The following is a 26,400-nucleotide window of genomic DNA, read 5'->3' as shown; positions in this document are numbered from 1 at the left end:
ATTAAATCTGGAATTGATTTTCAGGTCGGCCAAAGAACTTGACCGATTCATTTTGCTGACATATTTAAGATTTGTCTTTTTTCCTTCCCTGTTCCTGTCGAAGAGCGACCGTCCTGTGCGACGGTGACGAAGAATATACATTCCATTTTAAATAATGTCAACTGAATTTACCGGTATTTTGAAGAATTTTCATGAATTTTTATAAATTTCTTGCCTTAATGGCGTTTTTGACTGAAAAGGCTTGAATTTGTTGGAAATCCTGGCATTTTCACATTGACAACATAGGGGTCTGTCCCCGTTAATTATGAATTATGAATTGTGAACTGGGAAGTATATCTGGATCGGGGGATTCTTTGGCGGCCTAGCCCCGGGTGAAGCGGAATGCGCGGAGCCCTGGCGAGCACATTGGAGCGCAAGACGGGTTTAGCAAAACCGGTGCGCTCCTGAAAAAAATCAGTAAGACCTATTCAGCCTCTGTATAATCTGCATTTTCTGCCGATTCTTCTTCAACTTTTTTTGCTTTCTTGTTTTTCTTTTCCTTTTTTGACTTCGTTGTCTGTTTTTCGTCTACTTCATCAGAAGCTTCATCATACTCTTCGACTGATTTGTCTGCGTCTGCCTCCTGATACTCGTCATCCTCCGGCATATCAACAACAAGAGAAGACAAGGCATTCCCTATCTGAGATTCTTCCATGGCAGAAAGAAGTTCCTTTAACTGAGCTCTTGTGAAATAGAGGATATTTCCAACATACTGAACAACAATATCACCTTTTTTTTCTTCCGCAACGGTCTGAGGAATCTTGATGGCAAAATACGGTGATTTTCCTACGAAAACATAACCGAACTGAAGTTTAGGATGTGCTACAGCTTTGTCGCTAATCATCTTCCATACAATCTTAGCTCTTGCTACACCGTATGCATTATTAAACTTTTTTCCCTTGCTAAGCTTTTTGCCTTCATAATCCTGAAAGTACTGGTCAGCGGCTTTACGAAGTGCTTCTCTTGCATCTTTGTCAAAACGAAGAGATTCCTTTGACGCAAGATCCGTCTTATATGCAATGCCAAGAGTTCCATCTTCACTGTACAGCTTTACGGCATAGTCTGTTGCCAGAAGCTGAGAACCAAAGGTTTTCTTTATCCTGAAAGTTCCTTCATCAATATCTAGTTCCTTGAACTTTCCGATCTTTTCTTCGTAAATCCTATCCTTGACGCTTTTCTTTGCTGAAACGCCAGCCAAGGCAACCGCTGCCAAAACAAATGCTGCAATAATTTTTTTCATTCCAATGCTCCAAATTTATTTTCAATAATTCTATTCCAAATCCAATGAATTGAGGAGTTTCTTAAGCTCTGCCAATTCAGCCTTGGTAAAAGTAACACCTTTCCCCATCTTGTTATGTTCAGGATCCCATGAGCGGATGTCATACTTTGCAGGACGTCCTCCCCATGAAACAAAATTCAGCTCAAGCTTCCATCCTGCCTTTGATTCTGAAAGAACCCCCAATTCCTTTTCGATTACTGGTGGCGTAAATTCTTCTGCCATGACGACCTCCGTTCATTACATAGAAACAACCAGTTTCAATCTGGTTACACAAAAGATATGCAATTCTAGAACAGATTGCAAGTTTTGTAAAACGAAAAGCAAATTCCCATTTAACAGCTTTCCTTTATTGCCGAAACTATATACATATAGTAGACTTTATTAATGCTATTATTCCAATAGGGAGGATACAATGATCAAAAGTAAATTGGTAATGCTTACAGCGATTTTTGCCGCAGCATCACTCTTCATGGTTTCCTGCGGTTCAAAGCCAGAACCAGAGCCAGCTCCAGTAGAAGATTCTGCTGACGAGACAAAGACTGAAGAAACAGCTACAGATGAGACACCTGCAGAAGAAGACACATCAAGCGAAGATGCAGATTCAACAGGCGGAATCGATTCAATCTGGGCTTCACTTGATTCAATGAGAAAAGATGCAATCGATGCAGGTGCAGACAAGGCAGCTCCAGATGCATTCAAGGCAGCAGAGGACGAATACAACAAGCTCAAGAACGGAAATGCATCAGAAGAAGAACTCCTTGCGCTCAAAGCCCGCTACGCAGCACTCAAGGCATTTGCAGACGCAAAGGCAAAGAAAGAGAAGATCGATTCACTCGGACTTGCTTCCTACAACCAGAAGGTTTACGACGAAGGAAGCGCTTTGATTGCAGAGCTTGATGGGGACAAGACCATTTCTTCCGCCGACTGGAGCGCAAAGGCAGTTGCCGCAAACACTTCAATGACAGTCGTACTTGAAACTGGACTCAGGGCAAAGGCAAGGGAAGAACGCGACGCAGCAGTAGCAGCACAGAAAAAGGCAAACAGCGTAAAATGCTACGTTTCTCGCAAGGCTGAATACGAAACATTCGTAAATGCATTCAAGGCTGGCGACCAGAACTTTGTTACAAAGAATCCTGAGGGTGCCCTTGAAAAGTACACAAAGGCAAAGGTTGGATTTGAAGGACTTTACACAGAAGTTTCCGAAGCAAGGGCAAAGGCACAGACTGCCATTGACGAAGCAAAGAAACGCGTCGCAGCATCAGAAAAGACCGCAGTCCAGGCTGACATCGAAAAACCTCTTGGAGATGAACCTGTAGAAGGCATCGAAGCAGCAGACACAAAGCTTCTTGAAGAAGACGATTATTCAGAATCAGCAAGCGCTGAAGTTGACCTTACAGCCGAAGAAGTTCCTGCAGAGGATCTTGTTGAAAAAATTGAAAACAAGGTCAATTCCGTTCTTGATACATTGGAGGCAAAATAATGAAAAAGATTATTACTTGTATTGCCGCTGCAGTGATAGCAGCATCAGCATTTGCCGCCAGCTACACAAACAACACATACCAGAAGCTTGCACGTGAATACACGATCAAGGCAGAAAAAGCACTTGACGCAGGCGAATATGCACTCGCTGAAGAATACGCAGCAAAGGCAAAGGAAAACGCAGATCTTTCCGACCAGTACATCAACCACATGCTTGCAAAGGAAAATGCTGAAAAGAACCTGAACCTTGCAAAGAACAGAGTTGCATATGTAGAAGGCATCCACGGAAAAGAAAACTATCCTATCGCCTACGAAGCAGCAACAAAAGCACTTGCACAGGCTGAAGCAGCTTTCGCAAAAGAAGACTGGGACAACGCAAACGCATACGCATTGCAGGTTCTCGACATCCTTGCTGAAGTAAAGGAAATCACTCCTCTTCCTAAGTACTATGTTGTTCGTCCATGGGCAACAGACAGGGACTGCTTCTGGAACATTTCGGGACGTCCTTATGTCTACAACAACCCATACCTTTGGGAAAACCTTTACGAAGCAAACAAACAGGCTCTTCCAAAGCCTAATGATCCAAACCTTATTCTTCCTGGCATGAAGATGGAAATTCCTTCTTTGACTGGCGAATACCGTGACGGAACATACAATCCTAAGACAGAATACGAACCATACAAGGGTCGCTAATTCAGAGTCCAGGAACTAAAAAGAAGCCTTCAGTTTTTGCTGAAGGCTTTTTCATTTTAAATCAATATTAATTTTCCATTACAAACTTCTTGCCATATAAAGGGCCGCTGCAGAACACATGAGGGCATGGGGATATTCTGCAGACCCCATTTTTTTAAGGACATCTTTCTTTGGAAGTTCCAGGTAATCAAGAAGTTCATCATGATCAAGTTCCTGTTTGCCGCTGAAAGTCAAACCGGTTGCAAGATAAACATGAAAATGATTAGCAAACAACGCAGGATTTGGATTCATGGAACCAAGGTGGACAAGACTCGATGCCGTTGCCCCTGTCTCTTCAAGGAGTTCGCGAGCGGCAGCCTGTTCTGGAGTTTCTCCTGCATCAATTACGCCGCCAGGAAATTCAATGCTGAGTCTTTCTTCTCCGTGACGGAACTGCTTTACCATCAGGAAGCTGTCATCCTTTTCCGCAATGACTATTACCCAGTCAGGGCATTCATTTACGATGTAGTCGCCTTCCACTCCTGAGGCACTTCTATTATGCCTTGATGTGACCGTGAACACAGGTGTCTTGCAGACTTCCTTTTTGCTCAACCTTGTCCACATCAATTCTTCGTCTTTTTTCATTTTACTTACTCTACTGTAACGGACTTTGCAAGATTGCGTGGCTTGTCAGGATCGATTCCACGGAGAACGGCACAGTAGTAGGCAAAAAGCTGAGTTGGAATTACAGTCAAAAGGCTTGAAAGGGTTGATGAACATTCAGGGATTTTGAACACTTCATCGGCTTTCCCTTCAAATGCTTTTTCATTCTGAGTGATTACAAGTACCGTAGCACCACGAGCCTTTACTTCAACCATGTTTGATCCGATTTTGTCGTAAAGTTCCGGCTCACTGGAAATTGCAACGACAAGGGTCTGAGGATCAATCAGGGCAATAGGACCGTGCTTCAATTCACCGGCGGCAAAAGCTTCCGAATGCATATAGGAAACTTCTTTAAGCTTGAGGGCACTTTCCAAGGACGTGGCGCTGTCAAACTGACGACCAATATAGAAAATTTTATCCTTGTTGAACTGCTTGGAAGCAAACTTCTGGATGATGTCCTTACCGTCAAGAATCTGCTGAACCTTTTCAGGCATTGTCTCAAGTTCGGCAAGAAGCCTTGATGCTTCATCATCACTCAAAGTTCCCCTGAGTTTTCCGGCCTTGATGGCAAGCATGTACATGCAGAGCACCTGGGTTGTATATGCTTTTGTTGAAGCAACGGCAATTTCAGGCCCCGCAAGTGTATAGATTACATCATCAGCTTCTCGGCTTACAGTTGAACCAACACAGTTTGTAATGGCAACAACCTTGAGACCGTTCTGTTTGGCAAGGCGAAGTGCGCTCAATGTATCTGCAGTTTCACCGGACTGAGAGACAACAATGAAAATATCATCCTTGTCCAGGATAGGATCACGATAGCGGAATTCTGAAGCAACATCGATATCAACCTTCATGCGTGCAATCTTTTCAAAGGCGTACTTTGCAACAACACCAGCATGGTAGGCAGTACCACAGGCAGTGATAACGACACGCTTTGCATTGCGCCATGACTCATCCATCTTGTTCTCTTCAAAATGAACATCGACAGACTTTCCAGACGAATCCTTAACGATGCGAGGACGCATGGTATCAGTAAGCCCCTTTGGCTGCTCGTGTATTTCCTTTATCATGAAATGAGGATAGCCACCCTTTTCTGCGGCTGCCATATCCCATGCTACATGGCTTGGTTCCTTAATGATTCTTTCACCTTCAAAATTAAAAAGATCAACATGATCAGCGTAAAGAACTGCAAGTTCCTTTTCACCCAGATAGTAAACATCACGGGTGTGCTCGAGAAGAGCTGGAACGTCAGATGCGATGAAGTTTTCTCCGTTGCCAATGCCGACAACAAGAGGACTTTCCTTGCGGCAACATATGATCCTGTCTGGAAAATCCTTGCAGATGACGCCAAGAGCATATGAACCTTCGAGAAGATGAATCACCTTAAGGACAGCCTTGAAAATATCTTTTTTTTCTTTATATGCTTTGTCTATGAGATGAACTACAACTTCTGTATCTGTCTGAGACTGGAACACTACGCCTTCAGCCTGAAGCTTCGCCTTGAGTTCAGCGTAGTTTTCTATTATTCCGTTATGAACGATGGAAATACTTCCGTCCATATTTGTATGAGGATGGCTGTTGGTATCACTAGGCTCTCCATGAGTAGCCCATCTGGTATGTCCTATACCGACATTTCCCTTTATGAAATCGGCAGTCCTTTCATAGATTGCCATTTCCTGCTTTTCGTATTCAGGATCCGTTTTCGATGCCGTAACAAGTTCACCAGTGATTCTTTCACCAAGATTCTTGAGGGCACCCTTTACCTTGCGAACCACGATCTCGTCAGCTGTATATACTGCAATTCCTGCGCTGTCGTAGCCACGATATTCAAGCTTCTTCAAAGCCTTGATTAAAATTGGTGTCGCATTTTTAGTTCCGATATATCCTACAATTCCACACATAGGTAAAAATATAACCTAAAGACACAATAAATAGAAGTATCATGCCATTCTTTATGGAATCTTCTTAATATGCTAAAATAATCAAGATGATACGAAGAACCATATTCACCGCATTCCTATTATTCTCATGCTTCGTAACGGCACCTCTGCTTCATGCCGCCACAATCAAGGATGCAGAAGCCAGAATTCAGACTATCGAAACCTACAAGCTGATACTAGCCTCGGGCAACAGCAGCTATGTTTTTACTCCAGAAGAAATCGCCACCATCAATGCCATGTATGCAGAACTGGAAAACGATGTGTATACCATTTCCACAAGAGACGGTTCCCTTAAGATGGATATTGGAGAATACAATATAGACAGGACTATGTGGCCAGTAAAACTTTCGGGTTCCTATTTTGAAAAGCACGTCACGATCAACAGGGACATTCCTCTTCTATATTCAACACTGATGGAAAGACGCTATGTTGCAGAGAAGGACATGGCTGACTATCAGAGAAGGGACTACGAATACTATGTGACTGAATATGAATCAAAGATAAGATCAGGGGAAGATGTTTTCTATGCAGAGATCCACTTTAAGATACAACGATGGAACAAGCCATCGCAATATCGATTCATGCCTGAAGATCTGGTTCTTTATAAGATTGCAAAGCAGGATAGAATCATAGACACGGCAAACGACCTGACTCCTGTCATCTGGTCTTACAAACCAGAAATTGAATACAGGACAAAAAAGGAAATTGAATCAGACATCCAGAAGACCAAAAGGATTCTCTATGCTGAATCAAGGCAGTCATCGAAGGACAATGAACCTGAACCAGAAACAGAAGAGGATGAGTACAAGGGAAGACGCGCCATCTATTTTTCACTGGAAACATTCAAGGATAAATCAGATGATCCGAATTCTCCGTCAATCTCTACCATCAAGCTGAACAGCTTTGACGCAGCGTTGACTTTCGGAATCGGAAACTACGCCTTTGCAGGACTTGAACTTTGCTTTGACCTGAACGAACAGAAGAAACATACGGTCTATTCATTCGGCAGTCTCCTTGGCGGAAACATTGAGGTATTCAATTTTTTTAGACCCTACATCCAGACGGGCTTTGCTGTACGGACGGACGACAGGTTTATCTTCAAGGCAGGTTTAGGACTGGACATAAAAATTGGTCATCTTTTGATTACAGGCTCCTTCAACCATGTCTGGAACAATGCATTCTCATCTGACAAAGCAAATTCAATGGACAGAGAGGACAAGGCATACAACGCTTTTTCAACAGGCATTGGAATCACCTGGTGACAGAAGGACAAAGATCGGAAAGGACACATTCATTGCATCTTGGATTCCTCGAGAGGCACACATAGCGGCCATGGAGCAAAAGCCAATGATGGGCATGCAATCCAAATTCCTCAGGAACAATTTTCAGAAGATCTTTTTCAACTTCCAGCGGAGTTTTACCACCACTTAAGCCAAGACGATTTGCAACGCGAAACACATGGGTATCTACAGGCATGGTAGGCTTCTTGAACCAGACATTCAGCACGACATTTGCAGTTTTTCTTCCGACTCCAGGCAGAGTAACAAGCTCTTCAAGATTATCGGGAACAACAGAATTGAATTTTTCAACTAGAGCCTTGCTAAGCTCAATGACATGCTTTGATTTGTTCTGGTAAAGGCCGATGGGTTTTATATAAGGAATGAGTCTTTTCTGTCCAAGGGCAACCATTTTTTCAGGCGTATCTGCAACTTTAAAAAGATCTTTTGTCGCAAGGTTTACGCTCCTGTCAGTCGCCTGGGCAGAAAGAACCACCGCCACAAGCAGAGTATAGGCGGAGGTAAAATCAAGCTCAGGAAGAGGATTTGGATTCCCGTCCCTGAGTCTTTCAAATATTTCTTTTACTTCTTCTGAACGCATTTCTTGAGGGCTTCAACCTTGTCTGTCTGTTCCCAAGGGAATTCCTTGCGCCCAAAGTGACCGTAAGCTGCAGTTGCAGAATAGATTGGGCGCTTAAGGTTAAGTGTCTTAACGATTCCAGCTGGAGTACAGTCGAATACTTTCTTTACTGCTGCTTCGATATCTGCAACAGGATACTTTTCTGTTCCGAAAGTTTCGACCATGATCGAAACAGGATATGGAACGCCGATTGCATAGGCAAGCTGAACTTCTGCCCTGTCGGAAAGTTTTGCCGCAACAATGTTCTTTGCAATGTAGCGTGCCATGTATGCTGCAGAACGGTCAACCTTTGAAGGATCCTTTCCGCTGAAGGCACCGCCACCATGACGACCCATTCCACCGTATGTATCAACGATGATCTTGCGTCCTGTAAGGCCAGAGTCTCCATGTGGACCACCAGTTACAAAGCGGCCTGTAGGATTAACATAGAACTTTGTCTTTTTATCAAGGAGACCTGTTGGTTCAAGAACAGGCTTGATGATCTGTTCGATGATTGTCTTTTCGATTTCTGCATACTTTACTTCTGGTGCATGCTGATGGCTTACAACAACTGTATCGATGCGGACTGGCTTGAATCCTTCATATTCGATTGTAACCTGTGACTTTGCATCAGGACGAAGCCACTTGATCTTTCCGCTCTTACGAAGCTTTGCAGCCTTGAGGAGAATCTTGTGTGAATACATTACTGGAGCAGGCATAAGCTCTGGAGTTTCGTTGCATGCAAAACCGAACATCATGCCCTGGTCGCCTGCACCCTGCTGTCCCTTGAATTTCTTAAGACCTGTTCCGACAACACCCTGGTTGATGTCAGGTGACTGTGTGTGGATTGCATTGAGGACCGACATTGAATCGCAGTCAAGACCAAATTCAGCATCCGTATAGCCGATTTTTCTTGCTGTTTCGCGGGCAATCTTCTGGATATCGAGAGTTGCCTTTGTAGTGATTTCTCCGCCAACAAGAACCATGCCTGTCGTTGTAAAAGTTTCGCATGCTACATGGCTTTCTGGATCCTGACGAAGACATTCATCAAGAACTGCATCTGAAATCTGGTCGGCAACCTTGTCTGGGTGTCCTTCGCCAACTGATTCTGAAGTAAATAAATAGTGATTTTTTGAAACGATAGTACTCATATAGAGCCTCCTGTTTAGCAATTAGCGCCTGCAATTTGGATAAATCAGCGTCTAGAAATGTTAGGGAAAATATACCGAATTCTCCATTTTATAGCAATATGTTCAAACAGAATGCTCAGATTGAAACAAAATTCAGCAGCCTTATTGTAATTTTTTCCCAAAAAATATAAACTACAAAAGGATTTTAAGAAAAAAGTTTTTGGGTCAGAAGACCTTTGTTTATGCATTTTTGAAAGGAGATAAAAAATGTCATTGAAGAAAACTTATTCAAAAGATAAGAAGACATGCACAGTAACATTCACTGTAAAGGCAAATGAAACACACGGAGCTGAAAAGATCACTCTCGCTGGAGACTTCAACAGCTGGAGCAGCACAGATACACCACTCGTCAAAGGAAAGGACGGCTCGTTCTCAGCAAAGGTAAAGCTTGAACAGGGAAAGGAATACCAGTTCCGTTACCTTCTCGATGGAAAGCATTGGGAAAACGACTGGGAAGCAGACAAGTACATTCCTGCTCCATTCAGCCACACAGACAACTCTGTGGTAATCTGCGAACAGAAATAATCAGGCATACATCCATAGAAAAGGCTGCAGTTCATTTGAATTGCAGCCTTAATTTTTTTCATCCCTTCTAAAATCTATCTTTCAAGAATTCTATACATCGGTGATTCACCAGGGTGGAGCTCAAGAACATGCCTTTCGCACGGAAGCACTTCTGATAGATCATGAGTGACATGGAGCAATGTCGTAGTTCCTGTTTCCGCAATGGTCTCAAGGAGATCAAGAATTTTTTCACGGTAATCTGCATCAAGACCGTGGCAAGGTTCATCAAGGATTAAGACCCTAGGAGATTTGACTGCAGCACGGAGAATCAAAACCGCACGCTGCTCACCATAACTAAGGTTGCCAAAGGCCTCATGCTCACGTCCTGAAAAGCCAGCAAGCTTAAGCCATGCTCTGGCAACTGCAATTTCATAGTCAGTCGGCATCTGATAAAGACCGATACTGTCGTGGAAACCAGAAATGATGACATTCTGAAGGTCAGTACCACCAACCATCCTGTACTCAACATGAAGACGGTAACTTACGATTCCAAGACGTCGCTTGATGTCCCAGATGGTTTCACCAGTACCTCTTCTATTGCCAAAAAGATATACAGGTTCTCTAAAAACCTGCATATTGTCTCCAGTGATAAGCTCCATAATCGTCGTCTTTCCACTGCCGTTAGGTCCACGAACAAGATAATGGTCTCCTTTCCTGACTTCCCATTCAAGATCGACAAGTACACGATGGTCTTCCCAGCCGACATTCACTTTGTCAAATTTTATAAGGCTGTCGGGAACATCCTCCGAATTGATGTCATCTGAAATAGCCTTGCTTTCGCTTCGGATTTTTTCAAGCTCTGCAAGAAAAGCTTTTTTGTCTGCTTCGCGGGTCTTGGCATTTTCTTCTTCCACCTTCTTAAGAAGAACTTCATAGTCTTCCCGTGTTCCACAAAAGGAAATTTTCCTGTCCTTGAATTCCACAACCCTGTTTATGGAAGCAGGAATTTCATGAAAGCGTTCCATGCAGAGGATGATGTTTGTCGATTCACCTCCAGTCATCTGTCTGGAAACTATCGTGGTAAAAAACTCAAGAAGGATTCTTCTGGACTCAGCATCAAGACCTGCAAAAGGATCGCTGAGCACAAGAAGTCTGCATCCAGAAAGAAGGGCACGGCAAAGAAGTGTACGGCGAATCTCACCTGTCGACATATACCTAAGTCCACGATCAAGGATTTTTTCCACACCGCAAAGCTTTACCTCTGGCATGGTTTCAAGACGCCAGGCAATTTCAGGAAGAGGTGCATTCTTTTTGCTTGATCCACCAAGCACTTCAGAAATATATGCACGTCCAGTTCGACCTATATCTTCCTTGTCCATGTATTCGCTTTCATCGCGGTTTCTTTCTTCCTCGATAAGAGATGCTGCTTCTTCCAGGGAAACTACCGCAACACTTTTTTCAAAGCAGTTCATGTATTCAGCATCAACATCATCATTTGGAACAATCGAAAGCTGTCCCGCAAGTGCCTTTACAAAATCAGCCTTGCCTCCACCGTTTGGACCAATCACAAGCCATGACTCGCCCTTCTTGAATTCCCAGTCCAACATCGGGAAAAAAGTCTTTATCTTGTTCTGTATCCTGCAATTCTTTGCTGTAATCAATCTGTCCGCCATTTTGTCCACCTTGATGGAAAAAGAGTTTATCACTTTGTTCCTAATTTTTCCAAGGGTATGTTCCGATAATGAAAACAGAATTCTATGTTTACATAGGGAGGAAATGAAAATGAAAAAAATCACATTGCTCGCAGCTACAGCTCTTATGGCAGGAAGCCTCTTTGCCTTTGACAATGACCTTCTTGAATTCAAGGGAAAGCCTGAATCCTACACAAAGACAGAATATGCAGTTACATCAAGATTTGGGGAATACTTCCGCACAGTTTCAATCAAGCATGTACACACATTTGCAAATGGACTCAGAATGGAGACTGTTTCATACAGTCCAAAGGATGAAGTTCTTGATTCTGTAACATATGAATACAATGCAGGAAGAAAACTGATCGCAGAAGTAAGCAAGGATGCGGAAGGAAAGATTACAAGAAAGCTCGTATATGAATACAGCGCAGACGGAAAGGTCAAGGCTGAATCGGCATACAACGCAGATGATGTACTTACTTCTAAAAACATCTACAAGTATGAAGCAAACAAGACAATCGAAAGCCTTTACAATGCAGAAGGCAAGCTTGTAAGCCGCATAAACCACATCATGGAAGACGGAAAGGAATCTGAAGTCGCATACTATTTCGGAGATGGAACTCTTTCACACGCAGAAAAATACACCTACACAGAAAGCGGGGACATCGCATTGATCGAAAACATCGATTCTGACGGAAACAAGGCAGGAAAGACGGTCTACCGCTACGACGACAAGGGCGCACTTGCAGAAATTCAGATCTATGCAACAGACACAGATCTCATTGAACGCGACATCTACAAAAACGACGCCAAAGGAAATCCTTCAAAAGTCAGCATCTACAGCATCGCAGAAAAGTTTGGATCTACAGCAAATGAACTTATCTCCATCACAGACTATGTTTACGGTACTTCAACTGCAAACGCAAAATAATTAAAAACAAAAGATTACCAGCCCCCTCAGGCACCGGCTTCCAGGGGGCAAGGCGTTCACCATTTTTTTACATGGCCTATACACGAATTGCCCCTGCAATTCGTGGGACGAAAGTTACCCCTGGTACCGGCCCCCAGGAAACAGAGCTTTCGTCAAGTTTTCTCGTGACCTATACACGAATTGCCCCCGCAATTCGTGGGGCGAAAGTTACCCCTGGTACCGGCCTCTAGGAAACAGAGCTTTCGCCCACCAACTTTATTTTTCTACCTATATATTGTATTCTTTTAGAATGAATCCTGAATTTACAAGGCATCTTCAGAACATCGAAGAATCTATAACATCATTTCTCCCCTCAAATGCTGAACCAAAATGGCAGAAAGACAGCTTTGGAATTCTACCGACGGCGGTAAAGGCAGAGCACATACACCCTCTTCTTGAAACCACCCGTTCCCTTGTGGACTTAGGCGGCAAAAGATGGAGACCTCTTTTGCTTGTCCTTTGCGCCCGTGCAAGTTCATCGGAAAACAAAAAAACTGAATCAGAAAAATTCGCCTACCAGTTAAGTACCCTTGTAGAATTCGTCCATACGGCAAGCCTTATCCATGATGACATTGAAGACAAATCTGAATCCAGACGAGGGAAACCTGCTGCCTACATAACCTATGGAACAGACACAGCTATAAACGCGGGTTCATGGCTTTATTTTCAGGCTCCAGTCTGCATCAACGGATTGGATTGCAATGCTGAACTCAAGCTCCGTCTTTACGCAACCTATGCCGAGGAATTACGCAGGCTTCATCTTGGACAGGCCATGGACATCAAGTGGCACAACGACAACACGAAGGAACCATCTCAGGAAGAATACATCGCCATGGTCAAGAACAAGACTGGAACACTTGCTTCCCTATCTGCAAAAATTGGAACACTCGCAAGTGGTGCCGATGAAGAAACCGTCGCAAAGGCTGGAACAATAGCAGCCGAAATCGGCGCTGGATTCCAGATAATAGATGACGTCATAAACCTTACGACAGGAAACCCTGGAAAAAAACGCGGAGATGATATTGTTGAAGGCAAGAAGTCTCTGCCTGTCCTTTCTTTCATTGAAAAGAACAAAGGCAGGCAGGATAGAATAAATGCCCTCCACGGTTGCTTTGAGACTGCAGGCAAGGAAGGAATCGACAGTCCAGCAGTCGAGGAAGCAGTCCACATGCTTATTGAAAGTGGTGCTGTTGAAGAATCACGGCGCAAGGGAATCGAATACATAAGCAATGGATGCGACAGATTCCTTGAGCTTTTCGGAAAGGACAATTCAGAAGCCCTTCTCATAAAGGAACTTTTTACCGCAATGATTCCACCTTCAGTAAAAGGAGAAGTCCATGCTTGAAAGCAGCGAACAGCTCAACAATCAGGGAGTAAGGCTTGCGTTCAAGGGAGAATATACTGAAGCCATAGCCTGCCTCAAACGCGCCATTACCGTAGAAAAGGAAAACTATCTCCTCTGGTTCAATCTTGCACTGACCTACAGGGATGCAGGAAATTTCGATGCGGCAAAGACTTCAATGGAATATGCACTGAGACTCAACAGAAGCAACGAAGAAATCATCGAAGCCCTTGCAAATCTATGCATCAGCATGGGACTTCATGACGACGCCATGTTCTATTGCATAACGGGGCTTGAAGTAAATGACATGAATCCACATTTCTGGAACACAGCGGGAGTCATTCATTTTCAGATCGAGGAATATGCAGAGGCTGCTGACTTTTTCGAACATGCGGTTTCTCTTTCACCACACTACTATGATGCACTTTTCAACCTGAAGGATACATACGAGCAGTTGGGAAATCACGCAGGTATCGAAGAATGCAGCAGAAGACTTGAATCATTCAAAGGAAACAACTGATGAAAGAAAAGGCACTTATAATTTCAATGGAAGACAAAATCGAAGCGATTCATTTCGAGAAGGAAGAATGTGCTTCCTGCACCACTGGCTGCGCAAAGATAAAGAACTCTTTTGAAATTTCAAACCCAGACAACCTGGAAATCAAGAAAGGATCAGTTGTCATGGTTGAAGCAAGCAAAAAGTCACAGGCGCTTCAAGGAATCCTATCCTTGCTCATACCTTTCCTCAGTTCCATCGCAGGGTACATATTCGCTCCCAGCATCATGGGTCTTTTGGGAAAAACAATATCAAATGATGCAAGAGCTGTTTTTGTACTTCTCTTCTTGACCGTCTCCGCATCCATAGTATTTGTCATCACAAGAAAATATCCAATGCCAGGAAAACCAGAAATTGTTGAAGTTCTTTGACCTTTTACCGACAGTTCTACTATCCGCATTTCTCATGCTTTCATGCTCACTTAAATATGATGAACCTGTGAACACCGAGGATATTTCTCCAGAGCTTCAATTCACAAAGGTGGATTATAAAAGATACAAGGAAAAAAAGCTCGACACTCAGATAAAGGCCGACATTCTTGAACGATACAGAAGTGACGGATCGGCATATGCAAAGAACGCAGAATTCTATTCATGGAACAAGGATTCAGAGCTTACGACTGAAGGCAGCTGTGCCCTCCTTGGGATTGACTCAAGCAATGACATCTATTCCCTGTTCAACAGCATTTTTCTTCACAACATCGAGCAGAATTTCCAGCTTAAGGCTACGAACCTTAAATGGAATGGAAAGACTGAACAGCTTGTTTCTGGGAAAGACGACACTGTATACCTTATCCGTGACGACATCGAAATAGAAGGAACAGGTTTTTCTGCAAGTGGAATATCAAGGAGCTTTACCTTTGAGAATTCAGTTTCAGGAATCATAATCACCGAGGAGGAGAAAGATGAAGAAATACAGTAAATGCATCCTGGCATTATTTCTTGCATTCTCCTCACTTGCCTTCTGTGAGAAAATAACCTTCAGCGCAAACAAAATGAGCGGCGTGGCAGGAAACAAGAACAGTGTGACCACGCTAAAAGGTAACGCAAAGGTCAACACAAAGACCATGATCATAAATGCGGATTACATTGAACTATCGGGAAAAGATTTCCGTATGATCAAGGCAGAAGGAAACATCTCAGGAAAGAACACTGAAAGCAACCTGGATTTTACCTGTGGAAAACTGACCTACGACAGGGAAACAAAAATCGCCACACTTGAGAACGACGTAAAGCTTGTGGATCTAGACAATGATGTTGTCGCACAGGCACAGATAATTGAATACAACCAGAATTCAGAAATTGCCGTCATGCAGATAAAGATCAACCTTACTCAGAAAGACAATGTCTGCACTTCAGCCTATGCCATCTACAAAAAGACAGAGCAGATTCTTGAGATGAGTGGAAATCCAAAAATCATCCAGAACGGAGATACCTTCCGAGCACAGACAATCAAGCTGGACATGGACTCACAGGAAATCACACTGTCAGGAAGAGTAAAGGGTTCCGTCGTTACGACCGCCGCAGAAGAAAATGATGAAACCACTGCAGAACCGACATCTGATGGCGAGATAAAAGTCTCGGAAGATACCGCAGAACCAGAAGGAGATACAAATGAGTGATATCATCAGCGAGAATTCAGGAGTCCAGGATTTTCCAGAAAAGAAAGACACTCTAAGGGTTTCCTCACTGTACAAATCGTTCGGAAGAAAACGTGTCGTAAAAGGAATCGATTTTTCCATGACCACAGGAGAAGTTCTTGGACTTCTTGGACCAAATGGAGCAGGAAAGACAACGACATTCTATATGATCGTAGGCTTCTACAAACCGACTGCAGGAGATCTTTTTCTGAACAACCATTGCATCACAGGACTGCCAATGTACAAGAGGGCACAAAGCGGAATTTCCTATCTTCCACAGGAGCCAAGCGTATTCCGAAAGCTCACGGTCGAAGAAAACATCTGGTCCATCCTTGAAACACGAAAGGATCTTACAAAGGTCCAAAAGCATCAGAAGCTTGAGGAACTTATAGATGAGTTTGCCATTGGAAGAATCAGAAAGCAGCAGGCATACACCTTGTCAGGAGGAGAACGCCGAAGAACAGAAATAGCTCGCTCCCTTGCGATCGAACCTAAATTCCTTCTGCTCGATGAACCTTTTGCAGGAATCGATCCTATCGCCGTTGCCGACATCAAGGGCATGATAAAGCTGCTTGCCCAGCGTGGAATTGGAATCCTCATCACAGACCACAATGTCCGTGACACACTTGAAATCACAGACCGCGCCATAATCATTTCAAACGGAACCATCATCACCCAAGGAAACAAGGAGCAGATCCTTCAATCTCCTGAAGCACGCGAGATTTATCTTGGAAAAGACTTCTCGATGTAAATAAAAAAAGGCTCAGGTAATCTACGGCACAATGACCATCCTCATACCGTTGCTGTGTTCCCACTCTGGCGGGGTTTTGAGGCGGACACTTGCATAGCACCTGAACCAATGACTAGAGTATATTTTTATTCTGTCCTTGTGTCAATTAAGCTGGGCTGTTTAACTCCATAAGCCTGCCAAGTGCTCCTTCAGCAAAAACTCAATTATCAACGGCAATACATTTTGATATAATGGAACCATGAAAGTTACTATGATCGGAATGGGGGCAGTTGGTGCTGTCGTTGGAAAAAGGCTGAATGATTTTCTTGGCAAAGAAAACCTTCATTGCATTGCGGAAGGAGAAAGGCTTGAACGCTATAGAAATTCTGGTATCTTAATCAATGGAGAACGAATCGACTTCAATTATGTCACTCCACAGGAAGCTCAGATTGCAGACCTTGTAATCATCGCAACCAAAAACCTTCAGTTGAAAGAAGTTCTTGTACAGATTGAAAAATCGGTCGGTCCAAATACTGCCATCCTTTCACTTCTAAACGGAATACAAAGCGAAAAGGAAATTGCAGAAAAATACGGTGCAGAAAAAACACTTTACGGTTACATCGTAAGTTTAAGTTCTACAAATGAAGGCGGTATGATTACCTGCGGACACGAAGGTACAATATACTTCGGGGAAAACGACAACTCAAAATCAGAGCGTATTCTTGAAATCAAAAAATTATTTGACGATGCAAAAATCAGCAGCGTAATTCCGGAAGACATCCATTTGAGTCAGTGGAAAAAATTTCTCCTGAACGTTTCATGCAACACAATTTCTGCCTTGTGCCGTCAGACCTACAAGGGATTCAGGAATGAAGTCACCCAGAATCTGGTACGCCAGTGTGCAAGGGAAGTTGTAAAGATTGCAAACGCAAAAGGAATTGCCCTCACAGAAGAAATGATCGAAGACAACATCAAGATGACCGCTGCCCTAAATGATGACGGCAAGACTTCCATGTTCCAGGATGTGGAAGCAAAAAGAAAAACAGAAAACAACTATTTTTGTGGAACCATCGTCAGGCTTGGAAAGGAGCTTGGCATCGAAACGCCAGTCTGCGCTATTCTTCAACAGCTTGTTGAATGTGTCGAAGCGGCATTCTAATTGAAACAAAACACATAAAGCATTAAAATTATGGAAACAAATTTCTACACAATGAAGGAGCATTCCTATGAAAAAAATAATCAGCGGTAAAGTACGCGAAGTCTATGATCTTGAAGACGGACGCATGGTTATCGTTACAACAGACCGCATCTCTGCTTTTGATGTAATTCTTCCTACAATGATCACAGACAAGGGCAAGGTTCTCAATGCTCTTTCCAATTTCTGGTTCAACTACACAAAAGACATCTGTGCAAACCATATGATTTCATCGGACCTTAAGGACATGCCAGAAGAATTCCAGAAGCCAGAATTTGAAGGCCGCACAATTCTCGTAAAAAAACTTAAGATGGTTCCATATGAAGTAATCGTTCGTGGATACATGTTCGGTTCAATGTACGAAGCTTACAAGAAGGGAGAACCTTTCCTTGGCCACAGCTTTGACAAGGAATACCAGCAGGCAGAAAAACTTGCCGAACCAATCGTAACACCTTCAACAAAGGCAGCAGAAGGACACGACATCAACGTTACTCTCGAATACATGAAGAACGACCTTGGTGAAGAACTTGGAACAAAGATTGAACAGGCTGCCCTTGCTATCTACAAGAAATGCTACGACCACGCATATAAGAACGGAATCATCATCGCCGATACAAAGTTTGAATTCGGTCTTACAGAAGACGGAACTCTTGTTCTTGCTGATGAAGTCCTTACTCCAGATTCAAGCCGTTTCTGGGACCTTTCAAAGTATGCAGTTGGTTCAAGTCCAGCAAGCTACGACAAGCAGTTTGTACGCGACTGGCTCAAGGACAACAATCTTGCAGGAGACCCTAACATCAAGGAAATTCCTGCAGACGTTGTAGCAAAGACAGCTGCAATCTACAAGGAATGTGAAATCAAGATCTGCTGCTAAACGGTCTGTATGGCAGAACATATCGTAAAAAATGGGGTATACATTCCTGACTCGGGAATCGTGTACCCTGAAAAACCAGACACTCCCATCCACAATCCTAAGATCGTTTTTGATACAGACTTTGAAAACGACTATCCTTTTTTGGATAAATCTCTTTATGGCAAATGGAACAGGTTCATAATATACGCGGGAATATTCCTTATTGTATTCCCATTGCACCTGGTGCTATATGGACTCAAAATAAAGGGAAAGGAAAACATCAGAAAAAACAGGAAACTTTTCATCAACGGTGCAATGACTGTCTCAAACCATGTATACGCATGGGACTTTCTTGCCGTTGTCCAGGCTGTAAAGTTCAGAAGATTATGGTTTCCTGTCCGTGCCCTTCAAGTTAAAAGCAGATCCAAATTCATGATCCGTGGAGCTGGGGGTCTCCCTATACCAGAGACACCTGCGGCAGCCAGAAAATTCAACAATGCATTCAATGAACTTCACTCAAAGAAAAAATGGATCCATATTTTCCCCGAAGCATGCAGATGGGACTACTACGAGCCTATCAGGCCATTCAAGAAAGGTGCCTTCAAGATGGCATACCGCTATGACATTCCAGTCATTCCAATGGCATTTTCCTACAGGGAGCCAAAGGGAATCTATAAACTCCTTGGCATAAAGCATCCTCTCATGACATTGAACATAGGCACTCCGATTGTTCCAAAGGACATGGAGGGCAACAGCAGAAATGAAATATGTGATTCAATGAGGAAGAATGCCCACGAACAGATAGCAAGGATGGCAGGCATAGAAAAAAACATGTGGCAGCCTGAACTAGATTAGTCGTTGCTTCCGATGATATTTGATAAGAATTGTTCCCAAGAAAGAACCGTAATGTCCTTCTCATTCAATTCGTTTTCCATCTTTCCAATCTTAATGAATTTCATACCGCACTTTATCGCGCCTTCGCCGTCAGTATCAGCCCTGTCTCCGACAACAAGGATTTCCTTAGGATCGACGTTCAAATCCCTAGAAATATTCATCAGCCCACGAGGACATGGCTTTAGGAGGCCCAAAGACTCAGAATCATAGACAGAGGAAACAAGATCACGGGAAAGACCTATTGCCTCCATTCTTTCTTCAACACGATTATAATCAGAAAAAACAACAATCTTTATTCCTGCCGATTTAAGGACATTCAAGACAGAGGAAGTATCTTTTCTTGCCTTGTAACGCTTAAGCACCTTGATCATGGCAGGCATAAAGACATTGTCTTTCCATTGCTTTGCTTTTGGACCGATGAAACGGCAGTACTCTTCATAGAATCCCTCGGAACTACCAAAGTCTCTACCCCTGTTCATGCGTCTGAATTCCCTGTCCCCCTTGAGGTACACGAGAGAAGAAATACATGAAAACATAAGTCGTCTTTTGATTCCGTGAGAAGCATAAAAAGTACCGTCAAAATCAAATATTACGGCTTTGATTCCATCAGTCAAAGTCCGCATCATTTCACCAACTGATCGAACATTGCACGACGTTTTTCATCCTGCATAAGAAGGTTGAGCTTAAACTGTCCATCACGACCGTTACCGCTGCTGATGCAGTTTTCCTTGTAGGTTTCAAAGGAATTTCTGATCATCACATGAGGAACAGGCATTGAAATACGAAGGGAATTACGCTTAGTCTCATATTCACAGTTGACTTTCTTGAGCTTGGCATCGATTGCTTCGTTAAGGATCTTGACTTCTTCTTCCGAGATGTTCTCGTTTTCAAATTCATAGTACATATGGTAAACGGAATTCTGAACATCAGCAAAACCTACAAAGAACCTAAGCTTTATCTTAGTATCCTTCTGAGCCATATCAACAGCCTCGATGAACTGACGCTCATGAAGCTTTTCTCCAGTCATTGAAATGATTCCGTTGATTTTCTGAATGAATTGGATCGTAGGAATCGTTCCGTAGTGGCCAGTAACTTCTATGAGGTCATTCATATTGTAGCGGTAGAGTCCTGCATAGGTCGTAACGAAAATGGAATAACGCTTACCAACTTCAAGCTCATGCAACTGAAGGAATTTTGGATTTGGATTTTCAAGATCCTCCTCGCCGATGAATTCAAAATAATGGAAATGTGGGAAAAGAACGGTATCGCTTTCTCCGTTGAGTACAAGACCAGTACGACATTCAGAAGCAAAGTAAGAGAATTCCTGATAGAGAGTTTTATCTGGGAAAGACTCTGTGAATTTTTCCATATACACATGCGTATTGCCGCATTTCCAGGTTGTAAGGACCTGAAGATTTGGCCAATAGTGCTTTGGAAGAACTGTTGAATGCTTAGCCTTGATGTCACGAAGCTCCTGAGCACGCTTTGGATTAGGAGAAAAAACAGGAGCAAGAGCCTTTCTTACCTCAGGTGAAATATCAAGCTTCTCATTGAGTGTTCCGTTCTCAATGTCCCTTACGTAATCATCGTAGAATTCATTCATGTTGTTCTGCATCTCGATGATGGTCGATGGATTTGCGGTAATGACGATATGGACATCCTGTTCGATGGCAATACGCATGATGGTATAATAGCGTGCCGTATAGTCAGTGATGTCAAATACCTCAGCAGGTGCAGAGTGGATAGGCTTAACGAAATCAGGAATGTCACGGCGTGTAACACCAGAAACAGAGCCATATACTGTTCCATCAGGAGCATAGCCTTCAATAGATTTGCCGACAATGGAAACCGCAGGACCATAGAAAGACTTTTTCCTATGCATAAGGAATGTATAAAGCCAAAGCTTAGTCATCTTGTTGTAGATGTTGTCATAATATTCATTTGTGATTGGAATCCATTTTGGTTCTTTTGTCGTTCCGCTTGTAGTGGCATACATTTTTGGTTTGCCAGGGAAAAGGACATTCTCTTCTCCATGCTTATGCCTTTCTACCATGGGACGAATATCTTCGTAATCCGTAGGAGGTACATTTTTCTGCCAAAGCGAAAAAAGTTCTTCATCAGTCTTTGCCTCTAGGATTTCTGCATAATTGTGGTTCTTTCCCCATTCAGAATCTTTTGCATACTCAAGGATACCACGAAGTGTTGTTGCCGATGTCTTCTTGCAGTCCTTAGCTGCCTTCTTCACTTTTTTTAACTGAGCACGACCTGCAAAACCAAGCGCAAATGTAATGAGCGCAGGGTTTCCCTTCTTTGTTGCCATAATGAACTCCAAAAAAAATAGTATATCTCCTCTTCTAAGGCAAATAATACCGTTTTTAGGACTGAATTTCAAACAAAAGCAGATATAAAAAACAATCAGTTCTTTACAGAAGGAACATAAAGAACCTTTCCAATCTTAAGGATTGCATTTTCCTTGATTCCGTTGGTATCGCACAGAGCCTGTACAGTTACACCAAACTTACGGGAAATGCTCCAAAGGGAATCTCCTTTTACAACCGTATACTGAAACGGGAATTCAATAGGCTGGATTCTAGTGAGGGCAAGCTCCACATCTTCTTTTTTACCTACAGGCAGACGAAGTTGATATTCCGCCGCTGGAGGAGTGAATCCTTTGGTAAGGGCTGGATTAAGATGCTTGAGAATCTTTTCACTTACGCCTGATTCCTTGGCAATGGCAGAAACCATGTAAGGCTTCTTTACGGGAACATAGTCAAAGATCGCATCACGCTCATCAACCAGTTCTTCATATTCAGTATCATGTCGAGGCAGATCCACTTCATATTTTTCATAGTTGATCGCAAGATCAGCAATGGCTATCAGCTTAGGGAGATATTCCGCAGTCTGCTTTGGCAGCGCTTTTTTTTCCACAAGCTCCCAATAGTCACTGGTTCCTGCCCTACTTATGGTCTTTCTCATTTTGCCGTTGCCACAGTTATAGGCAGCGATGGCAATCAGCCAATCATTGAAAATCTTATAGTTATCCTTGAGTTTTGCAATTCCTGCCTGTGTTGAAAGCCAAGGATCATAACGCTCATCAACATATTCATTAAGCTTGAGGAAGGGCTTTACGCTGTTTGCCATAAACTGCCACATACCGATCGCACCAGACTTTGAACGAACTGCGGTCTTATACCCAGATTCAACAACAGGAAGATATTCAAGCTCAAGAGGAACTTCCTTTTCCTGAACGCACTTTCTTACATATACACGATATTCAACTGCATTCTCAAGAATTCCCCTCAGGACCTTCTGCCATTTTTCAGTAAGATATATGTTTCTCCAGTATTCAACCTCTGGACGATCTCCATATAAGGCAACAAGATCAGGGACCTCTACAGGTGCATTCTCTGATTCAACTTTGGAATCAGCTTCCGCAACCTTGTCGTCTGTTTTTTCCTTTTCTTCTGCAGGCTTATCTTCTATAAAAACATTTGAATCCACAGGTTCAGAGGCATTGTCACCAGCAACGGAATTATCCTCCTGGGCATAGACAATTGAAAATGCGAGTATCGAAGTAACAATCAGTTTTTTCAGGCTCAATTTCATGTAAGTGCAAATTTACCATGTAAATAAAGTATTGTAAATTCATTTGAAATCAGAAATAAAATGCTATATATTCAATTTTAAGAGGAGGAAAAACATATGGCAGGAATGCTTACTTCTGACATTTACAAGGAATTCGTAAGGGCAGTTGTTGCCGACAATTATATTTCCATTCAGCAGCTGGAGGCTGGACTAAAAAAACACATCTCGCTCATCTCCAAACAGATCAACCTTGGTCAGCTGAGCTGCGTTTATATCGCTCCGCCTACACCACAGAACCCTGAAGGAATGAAAAACTTCAGCATCCTTTTCTATTCATCAGAAGGATTCGGAAGCGAACCATATGAAAAGAATTTCGGTACAGGTGAAGGAGGAACCATCACACTTACATTCAACACATGTGGTGAAAGGGATTGGACCGATGAAGAACTGAAGGAGCTGGACACATTGGCAGACTTCATCTACCTTCTTTCATCAAAAGCCAGACTGACATCAAAGGTCATCGAAATGTCCGATGTAATATCAAGGTTTTCAAGAGGCTGAAATTCACTTTCAGGAAAAAAATGGGGATGTCCGACAAGCATTTATTCCAGAAGGCATTGGATATGGCAACTTCCGTATCCAACCATCCTGGGATATGCTTTTGGAACATCCCCATTTTTTTATAGGACTGGAGCCTCTTCTTCTGACGGCTCTGGTTCAGTTTTCTTTTCCTTGATATCCTCAGCTGTTGCTTCGAAAGTCGACCTCAAAGCCCCCTGAACAAGACAGACAGGAGACTTACCATCTATGCGCACATAGCTTTGGCTTCCCGTCGCCGTGTTCTTTCCTATGAAAAGGCTGCGTACAAGTTTTTCCCCAGAGTAGGCTTCAACCGTAATTCCACCATCAAAACCGTAGCGTTCATTGTCAGCAGCAGACCCCGCCGCAACATTTCCTAAAACCTTGACTTCGCTTATTGCATTTACGATTCCATTGGCACGGCTTTCCTGACATGGAAATTTTTCATCTCCCACGTACCATATGTCACCGTTCTTGCGGATGGAAAGCTTTGCTCCATTGTTATCGATCATCACATAATCAATTGGTTCCTCAGTCGTAAGAACCTTTACCTTATTTCTGCCACCAACAGCAAGCTGAAGAATGTACACCGCAAGAAGCACAGCTATAGCAGAAAGCAGAATTATTTTTCTTGTGTATATCCTATTCATTTTTTACTCCCCCATCCTTGGATCATTGGGATTATATGTCCTGCGGATTCTTTCCCTGTGATTTTTGCGGACCGCAAGAACAATGAGACCTGCGATGGCTACAAGAACAGCAAGGCCAAACTGATTGAAATACTTCATCGCAACAGCAAGACCGTTCTTTGTTTCCTTAAGCATGTTTGTACTGAGGTCCTTTGTCCTCATGAGACAGAGATCTTCCTTGCCGCACATGTAGTCCACTGCATTGCGCATGAAATACACGATAGGTTCCCTTGCATCAGGCTGAATGAGCTGAGCGGTCGTAATGAATGAAGTTCCCGCAACAAAAATCTTTGACTTCTGTTTTCCGTTGAGAATATGGGACACAGAACTCAAGGCACCTTCCCTGTTTTCTTCTTCCGATGGAGCTGAAGCATATGCACTGTCAAAATTTCCCTCCAGAAGGACACAAAGATCCCTGGATCCAAGCTTTGCATCGTCAGAAGGAACGGCAAAGGCAAATGGAGAAAGCATGAATCCCTCTGTAACTGGAACCGTCCAGGAGCGGGAAGAACTTTTTGCAAGAACCGTGACATCAACGCTCTTGTTCTCCTTTGCATTAGATGAATCCAGAGCAAAAGATTCAAGGAAGAATACATCACCAAGATTCCTTCCGATTGGATTTTTCTGGTCAAGACAGTTTTTCTGAATTCTTGGTACATGATAGAAATTCATTTTTCCATACTGCTGGTCCATGCGGACAAAACACTTTTCATCAAGAACATATTCGCTGCCGACCTCAACTCCATACTTTGAAAGCAGCTTTTCAAGACCAGTGCGAACAGGCACATAGGATGGCTGCTGATAACCTGAAATCTGTTCATCATAGGAATCGATGAAGAACATTACGTTTCCACCACGCATTATGAATTGGTCGATCTTATACAGTTCCTTTTCGTCAAAGGCTGATTTAGGACCGTTGATTATGACAGTTTCTGCGGCAACAGGAATGTCATCCTCAATAAGATTTACACTCTCAAGGCTGTATGTGTCGGACAGCATCCTACGGAAATACATGGCATCATTTTCATCTTCGATATTGCGTTCTCCATGCCCCGTAATGTATGCAACGACAGAGGTCTTTGAAACAAGGCTTTCAACCGACTGGCTGATGCTTTCATCAAGGTTTTCAAGACCAGATATCACATAAGAGAAAATGGCATTGGTAAGCCTCAATGGAACAATGCGGAATTTATCTCCGTACTCAAGGACAAGTCCCACGGTTCCTTTTCCTGTCGTTCCGTCAGGGTTGTTCCATGTCACAGCCTGAAGCCCATACCTTTCGGCAGCCTCGTCAGTTGTAGCGGCATCAGGATTGATTTTCTGGTATTCAATCCTACCTCGAAACTTTTTGTTGGCGGCAGAAAATGCATTGCTTACGGCACTGTCAATGGCATCGAAATTCCCGATGTTGAATTTTGCAAGGGCTTCAGACTTATAAAGCACAAGGCGAACATTTTCGGAAAGTCCTGAAAGAATGTTTGTACTGGCAATGATCTTTCCAATAAGTCCCGTAATCTTGTATTCGAGACCGTCACTTGAGGAGATGCCGTCAAGTTTTTCAATCTGATCCGCATAGACGATGGCAATTCCCATGTATGCATTCTTAAGGCCCACTTCGTTGTTTTTTACTTCACGGACCTGAACCATCTGCATTCCATAGCCCCTGGCTATCCTCTGGTTTTCCTGCTTGTTCATGTCAAAGAATTCATAGTCAAAATTCTTTCCAGAGGCATTCTTATATTCCGCAAGAAGATCCTTGAGATACTGTTCGACATTTGAATAAGGAGCAGGCAGGTTCTTTGAGAAGAAAACCTTTACGCTCATAGGCTCCTCAAGGTTGCGAACTACTTCACGGCTGGCAGAAGAAAGCGAATATGATTTTGGTTCCGTAAGGTCCGCTCTGAAAAAACATCGTGATGCAACAAGATTAAGAAGCACCAACGCAATGATAAAGAGCCACACATCGCTTGAGGAACTCTTTATCCATGAAATAAATCTATTGTTCTTTTTCATTT

The 26,400-nt window shown here is 43.0% G+C and carries 27 protein-coding genes and 1 other RNA gene; 15 read left to right on the top strand and 13 right to left on the bottom strand.

Features of this window, described 5'->3' with window-relative positions; translation table 11 throughout:
- Window positions 1-463: 463 nt before the first annotated feature.
- Both ACKI39_RS02335 and ACKI39_RS02330 read right to left on the bottom strand, forming a co-directional pair.
- The gene (locus ACKI39_RS02335) at window positions 464-1,279 is read right to left on the bottom strand and encodes a hypothetical protein (protein WP_407397276.1); all 816 of its coding nucleotides are present in this window, start codon (window positions 1,277-1,279) and stop codon (window positions 464-466) included.
- Window positions 1,280-1,309: 30 nt separating this feature from the next.
- Window positions 1,310-1,540 (bottom strand): YdbC family protein, encoded by a 231-nt coding sequence (locus ACKI39_RS02330; RefSeq protein WP_407397274.1) that lies wholly within the window; start codon window positions 1,538-1,540, stop codon window positions 1,310-1,312.
- 190 nt (window positions 1,541-1,730) lie between these two features.
- Between ACKI39_RS02330 and ACKI39_RS02325 the strand changes: the two genes are divergently transcribed.
- Complete coding sequence (locus tag ACKI39_RS02325) at window positions 1,731-2,798, top strand: hypothetical protein (RefSeq protein WP_407397272.1); 1,068 nt, start codon at window positions 1,731-1,733, stop codon at window positions 2,796-2,798.
- Window positions 2,798-3,490 carry a hypothetical protein gene (locus ACKI39_RS02320; RefSeq protein ID WP_407397270.1) on the top strand — a complete coding sequence of 231 codons (693 nt, stop codon included), beginning with the start codon at window positions 2,798-2,800 and terminating at the stop codon, window positions 3,488-3,490. The genes ACKI39_RS02325 and ACKI39_RS02320 overlap by 1 nt, the downstream gene beginning before the upstream one ends.
- A gap of 78 nt (window positions 3,491-3,568) precedes the next feature.
- Here ACKI39_RS02320 and ACKI39_RS02315 read toward each other — a convergent pair whose 3' ends face one another.
- Together ACKI39_RS02315 and glmS are read right to left on the bottom strand one after the other, a co-directional pair.
- Window positions 3,569-4,114: an NUDIX hydrolase gene (locus tag ACKI39_RS02315; RefSeq protein WP_407397268.1), complete on the bottom strand. Its 546-nt coding sequence runs from the start codon at window positions 4,112-4,114 to the stop codon at window positions 3,569-3,571.
- 5 nt (window positions 4,115-4,119) lie between these two features.
- On the bottom strand, window positions 4,120-6,033 hold the full coding sequence (glmS, locus tag ACKI39_RS02310; protein WP_407397266.1) for a glutamine--fructose-6-phosphate transaminase (isomerizing): 1,914 nt from the start codon (window positions 6,031-6,033) through the stop codon (window positions 4,120-4,122).
- Between the two features lie 86 nt (window positions 6,034-6,119).
- On the opposite strand from glmS, the gene ACKI39_RS02305 reads away from it, so the two are divergent.
- Window positions 6,120-7,334 carry a hypothetical protein gene (locus ACKI39_RS02305; protein WP_407397264.1) on the top strand — a complete coding sequence of 405 codons (1,215 nt, stop codon included), beginning with the start codon at window positions 6,120-6,122 and terminating at the stop codon, window positions 7,332-7,334.
- On the opposite strand, the gene nth is transcribed toward ACKI39_RS02305, so the two are convergent.
- On the bottom strand, window positions 7,324-7,950 hold the full coding sequence (gene nth / locus ACKI39_RS02300; RefSeq protein ID WP_407397262.1) for an endonuclease III: 627 nt from the start codon (window positions 7,948-7,950) through the stop codon (window positions 7,324-7,326). The genes ACKI39_RS02305 and nth overlap by 11 nt on opposite strands.
- Window positions 7,932-9,119 carry a methionine adenosyltransferase gene (gene metK, locus ACKI39_RS02295; protein ID WP_407397260.1) on the bottom strand — a complete coding sequence of 396 codons (1,188 nt, stop codon included), beginning with the start codon at window positions 9,117-9,119 and terminating at the stop codon, window positions 7,932-7,934. Before metK ends, nth begins: the two co-directional genes overlap by 19 nt.
- 246 nt (window positions 9,120-9,365) lie before the next feature.
- On the opposite strand from metK, the gene ACKI39_RS02290 reads away from it, so the two are divergent.
- Window positions 9,366-9,683 carry an isoamylase early set domain-containing protein gene (locus ACKI39_RS02290; protein WP_407397258.1) on the top strand — a complete coding sequence of 106 codons (318 nt, stop codon included), beginning with the start codon at window positions 9,366-9,368 and terminating at the stop codon, window positions 9,681-9,683.
- A gap of 74 nt (window positions 9,684-9,757) precedes the next feature.
- Here the strand turns inward: ACKI39_RS02290 and ACKI39_RS02285 are convergent, their stop codons facing one another.
- Window positions 9,758-11,335: an ATP-binding cassette domain-containing protein gene (locus ACKI39_RS02285; protein WP_407397256.1), complete on the bottom strand. Its 1,578-nt coding sequence runs from the start codon at window positions 11,333-11,335 to the stop codon at window positions 9,758-9,760.
- A 109-nt stretch (window positions 11,336-11,444) separates the two neighbouring features.
- Here ACKI39_RS02285 and ACKI39_RS02280 point away from each other — a divergent pair, with 109 nt between their 5' ends.
- The 7 genes from ACKI39_RS02280 to lptB all read left to right on the top strand — a co-directional run bounded on the left by ACKI39_RS02280 (window position 11,445) and on the right by lptB (window position 16,611).
- A complete protein-coding gene (locus ACKI39_RS02280) occupies window positions 11,445-12,284 on the top strand; it encodes a hypothetical protein (RefSeq protein ID WP_407397254.1) in 840 nt (279 codons plus the stop codon).
- 289 nt (window positions 12,285-12,573) lie between these two features.
- Window positions 12,574-13,668 carry a polyprenyl synthetase family protein gene (locus ACKI39_RS02275; RefSeq protein WP_407397252.1) on the top strand — a complete coding sequence of 365 codons (1,095 nt, stop codon included), beginning with the start codon at window positions 12,574-12,576 and terminating at the stop codon, window positions 13,666-13,668.
- A complete protein-coding gene (locus tag ACKI39_RS02270; protein ID WP_407397250.1) occupies window positions 13,661-14,185 on the top strand; it encodes a tetratricopeptide repeat protein in 525 nt (174 codons plus the stop codon). The genes ACKI39_RS02275 and ACKI39_RS02270 overlap by 8 nt, the downstream gene beginning before the upstream one ends.
- Complete coding sequence (locus ACKI39_RS02265; protein ID WP_407397248.1) at window positions 14,185-14,592, top strand: SoxR reducing system RseC family protein; 408 nt, start codon at window positions 14,185-14,187, stop codon at window positions 14,590-14,592. The genes ACKI39_RS02270 and ACKI39_RS02265 overlap by 1 nt, the downstream gene beginning before the upstream one ends.
- Window positions 14,576-15,142, top strand: a complete 567-nt coding sequence (gene lptC, locus ACKI39_RS02260) for an LPS export ABC transporter periplasmic protein LptC (protein WP_407397246.1) — start codon at window positions 14,576-14,578, stop codon at window positions 15,140-15,142. The genes ACKI39_RS02265 and lptC overlap by 17 nt, the downstream gene beginning before the upstream one ends.
- Window positions 15,126-15,842, top strand: coding sequence for an LptA/OstA family protein (locus tag ACKI39_RS02255; RefSeq protein ID WP_407397244.1), 717 nt, complete (start codon window positions 15,126-15,128; stop codon window positions 15,840-15,842). The genes lptC and ACKI39_RS02255 overlap by 17 nt, the downstream gene beginning before the upstream one ends.
- On the top strand, window positions 15,835-16,611 hold the full coding sequence (gene lptB / locus ACKI39_RS02250; RefSeq protein WP_407397242.1) for an LPS export ABC transporter ATP-binding protein: 777 nt from the start codon (window positions 15,835-15,837) through the stop codon (window positions 16,609-16,611). The genes ACKI39_RS02255 and lptB overlap by 8 nt, the downstream gene beginning before the upstream one ends.
- Before the next feature lie 7 nt (window positions 16,612-16,618).
- Here lptB and ffs read toward each other — a convergent pair.
- Window positions 16,619-16,717, bottom strand: an RNA gene (gene ffs / locus ACKI39_RS02245) — signal recognition particle sRNA small type.
- 132 nt (window positions 16,718-16,849) lie between these two features.
- On the opposite strand from ffs, the gene ACKI39_RS02240 reads away from it, so the two are divergent.
- The 3 genes from ACKI39_RS02240 to ACKI39_RS02230 all read left to right on the top strand — a co-directional run bounded on the left by ACKI39_RS02240 (window position 16,850) and on the right by ACKI39_RS02230 (window position 19,493).
- Window positions 16,850-17,749, top strand: a complete 900-nt coding sequence (locus tag ACKI39_RS02240; protein ID WP_407397240.1) for a ketopantoate reductase family protein — start codon at window positions 16,850-16,852, stop codon at window positions 17,747-17,749.
- 67 nt (window positions 17,750-17,816) lie between these two features.
- Entirely contained in the window at window positions 17,817-18,659 is an 843-nt protein-coding gene (locus ACKI39_RS02235; protein WP_407397238.1) for a phosphoribosylaminoimidazolesuccinocarboxamide synthase, read from the top strand.
- Between the two features lie 9 nt (window positions 18,660-18,668).
- On the top strand, window positions 18,669-19,493 hold the full coding sequence (locus ACKI39_RS02230) for a lysophospholipid acyltransferase family protein (RefSeq protein WP_407397236.1): 825 nt from the start codon (window positions 18,669-18,671) through the stop codon (window positions 19,491-19,493).
- Here the strand turns inward: ACKI39_RS02230 and ACKI39_RS02225 are convergent.
- The 3 genes from ACKI39_RS02225 to ACKI39_RS02215 form a co-directional block, all read right to left on the bottom strand.
- Window positions 19,490-20,158 (bottom strand): HAD family hydrolase, encoded by a 669-nt coding sequence (locus ACKI39_RS02225; RefSeq protein ID WP_407397234.1) that lies wholly within the window; start codon window positions 20,156-20,158, stop codon window positions 19,490-19,492. The genes ACKI39_RS02230 and ACKI39_RS02225 overlap by 4 nt on opposite strands.
- The gene (locus tag ACKI39_RS02220; RefSeq protein ID WP_407397232.1) at window positions 20,155-21,852 is read right to left on the bottom strand and encodes a GH3 auxin-responsive promoter family protein; all 1,698 of its coding nucleotides are present in this window, start codon (window positions 21,850-21,852) and stop codon (window positions 20,155-20,157) included. Before ACKI39_RS02220 ends, ACKI39_RS02225 begins: the two co-directional genes overlap by 4 nt.
- A gap of 95 nt (window positions 21,853-21,947) precedes the next feature.
- Window positions 21,948-23,138, bottom strand: coding sequence for a lytic transglycosylase domain-containing protein (locus ACKI39_RS02215; protein WP_407397230.1), 1,191 nt, complete (start codon window positions 23,136-23,138; stop codon window positions 21,948-21,950).
- A 96-nt stretch (window positions 23,139-23,234) separates the two neighbouring features.
- Here ACKI39_RS02215 and ACKI39_RS02210 point away from each other — a divergent pair, with 96 nt between their 5' ends.
- Window positions 23,235-23,678 carry a hypothetical protein gene (locus ACKI39_RS02210; protein WP_407397228.1) on the top strand — a complete coding sequence of 148 codons (444 nt, stop codon included), beginning with the start codon at window positions 23,235-23,237 and terminating at the stop codon, window positions 23,676-23,678.
- A gap of 119 nt (window positions 23,679-23,797) precedes the next feature.
- Here the strand turns inward: ACKI39_RS02210 and ACKI39_RS02205 are convergent, their stop codons facing one another.
- Window positions 23,798-24,346 carry a DUF4340 domain-containing protein gene (locus ACKI39_RS02205; RefSeq protein WP_407397226.1) on the bottom strand — a complete coding sequence of 183 codons (549 nt, stop codon included), beginning with the start codon at window positions 24,344-24,346 and terminating at the stop codon, window positions 23,798-23,800.
- Between the two features lie 3 nt (window positions 24,347-24,349).
- The gene (locus tag ACKI39_RS02200) at window positions 24,350-26,398 is read right to left on the bottom strand and encodes a GldG family protein (protein ID WP_407397224.1); all 2,049 of its coding nucleotides are present in this window, start codon (window positions 26,396-26,398) and stop codon (window positions 24,350-24,352) included.
- Window positions 26,399-26,400 lie beyond the last annotated feature (2 nt).

Origin of the sequence: Treponema sp., assembly GCF_045641405.1 — a bacterium.
Taxonomy (GTDB): Bacteria; Spirochaetota; Spirochaetia; order Treponematales; family Treponemataceae; genus Treponema_D.
Note: the sequence above shows the minus strand (reverse complement) of the source record. Positions and strands in the feature narration are given on the sequence as shown.

Excerpts from the sequence above, each read along its gene's own strand:
- ACKI39_RS02335 (WP_407397276.1), bottom strand. The coding sequence starts at position 1,279 with ATGAAAAAAATTATTGCAGCATTTGTTTTGGCAGCGGTTGCCTTGGCT.
- ACKI39_RS02330 (WP_407397274.1), bottom strand. The coding sequence starts at position 1,540 with ATGGCAGAAGAATTTACGCCACCAGTAATCGAAAAGGAATTGGGGGTT.
- ACKI39_RS02325 (WP_407397272.1), top strand. The coding sequence starts at position 1,731 with ATGATCAAAAGTAAATTGGTAATGCTTACAGCGATTTTTGCCGCAGCA.
- ACKI39_RS02320 (WP_407397270.1), top strand. The coding sequence starts at position 2,798 with ATGAAAAAGATTATTACTTGTATTGCCGCTGCAGTGATAGCAGCATCA.
- ACKI39_RS02315 (WP_407397268.1), bottom strand. The coding sequence starts at position 4,114 with ATGAAAAAAGACGAAGAATTGATGTGGACAAGGTTGAGCAAAAAGGAA.
- glmS (WP_407397266.1), bottom strand. The coding sequence starts at position 6,033 with ATGTGTGGAATTGTAGGATATATCGGAACTAAAAATGCGACACCAATT.
- ACKI39_RS02305 (WP_407397264.1), top strand. The coding sequence starts at position 6,120 with ATGATACGAAGAACCATATTCACCGCATTCCTATTATTCTCATGCTTC.
- nth (WP_407397262.1), bottom strand. The coding sequence starts at position 7,950 with ATGCGTTCAGAAGAAGTAAAAGAAATATTTGAAAGACTCAGGGACGGG.
- metK (WP_407397260.1), bottom strand. The coding sequence starts at position 9,119 with ATGAGTACTATCGTTTCAAAAAATCACTATTTATTTACTTCAGAATCA.
- ACKI39_RS02290 (WP_407397258.1), top strand. The coding sequence starts at position 9,366 with ATGTCATTGAAGAAAACTTATTCAAAAGATAAGAAGACATGCACAGTA.
- ACKI39_RS02285 (WP_407397256.1), bottom strand. The coding sequence starts at position 11,335 with ATGGCGGACAGATTGATTACAGCAAAGAATTGCAGGATACAGAACAAG.
- ACKI39_RS02280 (WP_407397254.1), top strand. The coding sequence starts at position 11,445 with ATGAAAAAAATCACATTGCTCGCAGCTACAGCTCTTATGGCAGGAAGC.
- ACKI39_RS02275 (WP_407397252.1), top strand. The coding sequence starts at position 12,574 with ATGAATCCTGAATTTACAAGGCATCTTCAGAACATCGAAGAATCTATA.
- ACKI39_RS02270 (WP_407397250.1), top strand. The coding sequence starts at position 13,661 with ATGCTTGAAAGCAGCGAACAGCTCAACAATCAGGGAGTAAGGCTTGCG.
- ACKI39_RS02265 (WP_407397248.1), top strand. The coding sequence starts at position 14,185 with ATGAAAGAAAAGGCACTTATAATTTCAATGGAAGACAAAATCGAAGCG.
- ACKI39_RS02255 (WP_407397244.1), top strand. The coding sequence starts at position 15,126 with ATGAAGAAATACAGTAAATGCATCCTGGCATTATTTCTTGCATTCTCC.
- lptB (WP_407397242.1), top strand. The coding sequence starts at position 15,835 with ATGAGTGATATCATCAGCGAGAATTCAGGAGTCCAGGATTTTCCAGAA.
- ACKI39_RS02240 (WP_407397240.1), top strand. The coding sequence starts at position 16,850 with ATGAAAGTTACTATGATCGGAATGGGGGCAGTTGGTGCTGTCGTTGGA.
- ACKI39_RS02235 (WP_407397238.1), top strand. The coding sequence starts at position 17,817 with ATGAAAAAAATAATCAGCGGTAAAGTACGCGAAGTCTATGATCTTGAA.
- ACKI39_RS02230 (WP_407397236.1), top strand. The coding sequence starts at position 18,669 with ATGGCAGAACATATCGTAAAAAATGGGGTATACATTCCTGACTCGGGA.
- ACKI39_RS02225 (WP_407397234.1), bottom strand. The coding sequence starts at position 20,158 with ATGATGCGGACTTTGACTGATGGAATCAAAGCCGTAATATTTGATTTT.
- ACKI39_RS02220 (WP_407397232.1), bottom strand. The coding sequence starts at position 21,852 with ATGGCAACAAAGAAGGGAAACCCTGCGCTCATTACATTTGCGCTTGGT.
- ACKI39_RS02215 (WP_407397230.1), bottom strand. The coding sequence starts at position 23,138 with ATGAAATTGAGCCTGAAAAAACTGATTGTTACTTCGATACTCGCATTT.
- ACKI39_RS02210 (WP_407397228.1), top strand. The coding sequence starts at position 23,235 with ATGGCAGGAATGCTTACTTCTGACATTTACAAGGAATTCGTAAGGGCA.
- ACKI39_RS02205 (WP_407397226.1), bottom strand. The coding sequence starts at position 24,346 with ATGAATAGGATATACACAAGAAAAATAATTCTGCTTTCTGCTATAGCT.
- ACKI39_RS02200 (WP_407397224.1), bottom strand. The coding sequence starts at position 26,398 with ATGAAAAAGAACAATAGATTTATTTCATGGATAAAGAGTTCCTCAAGC.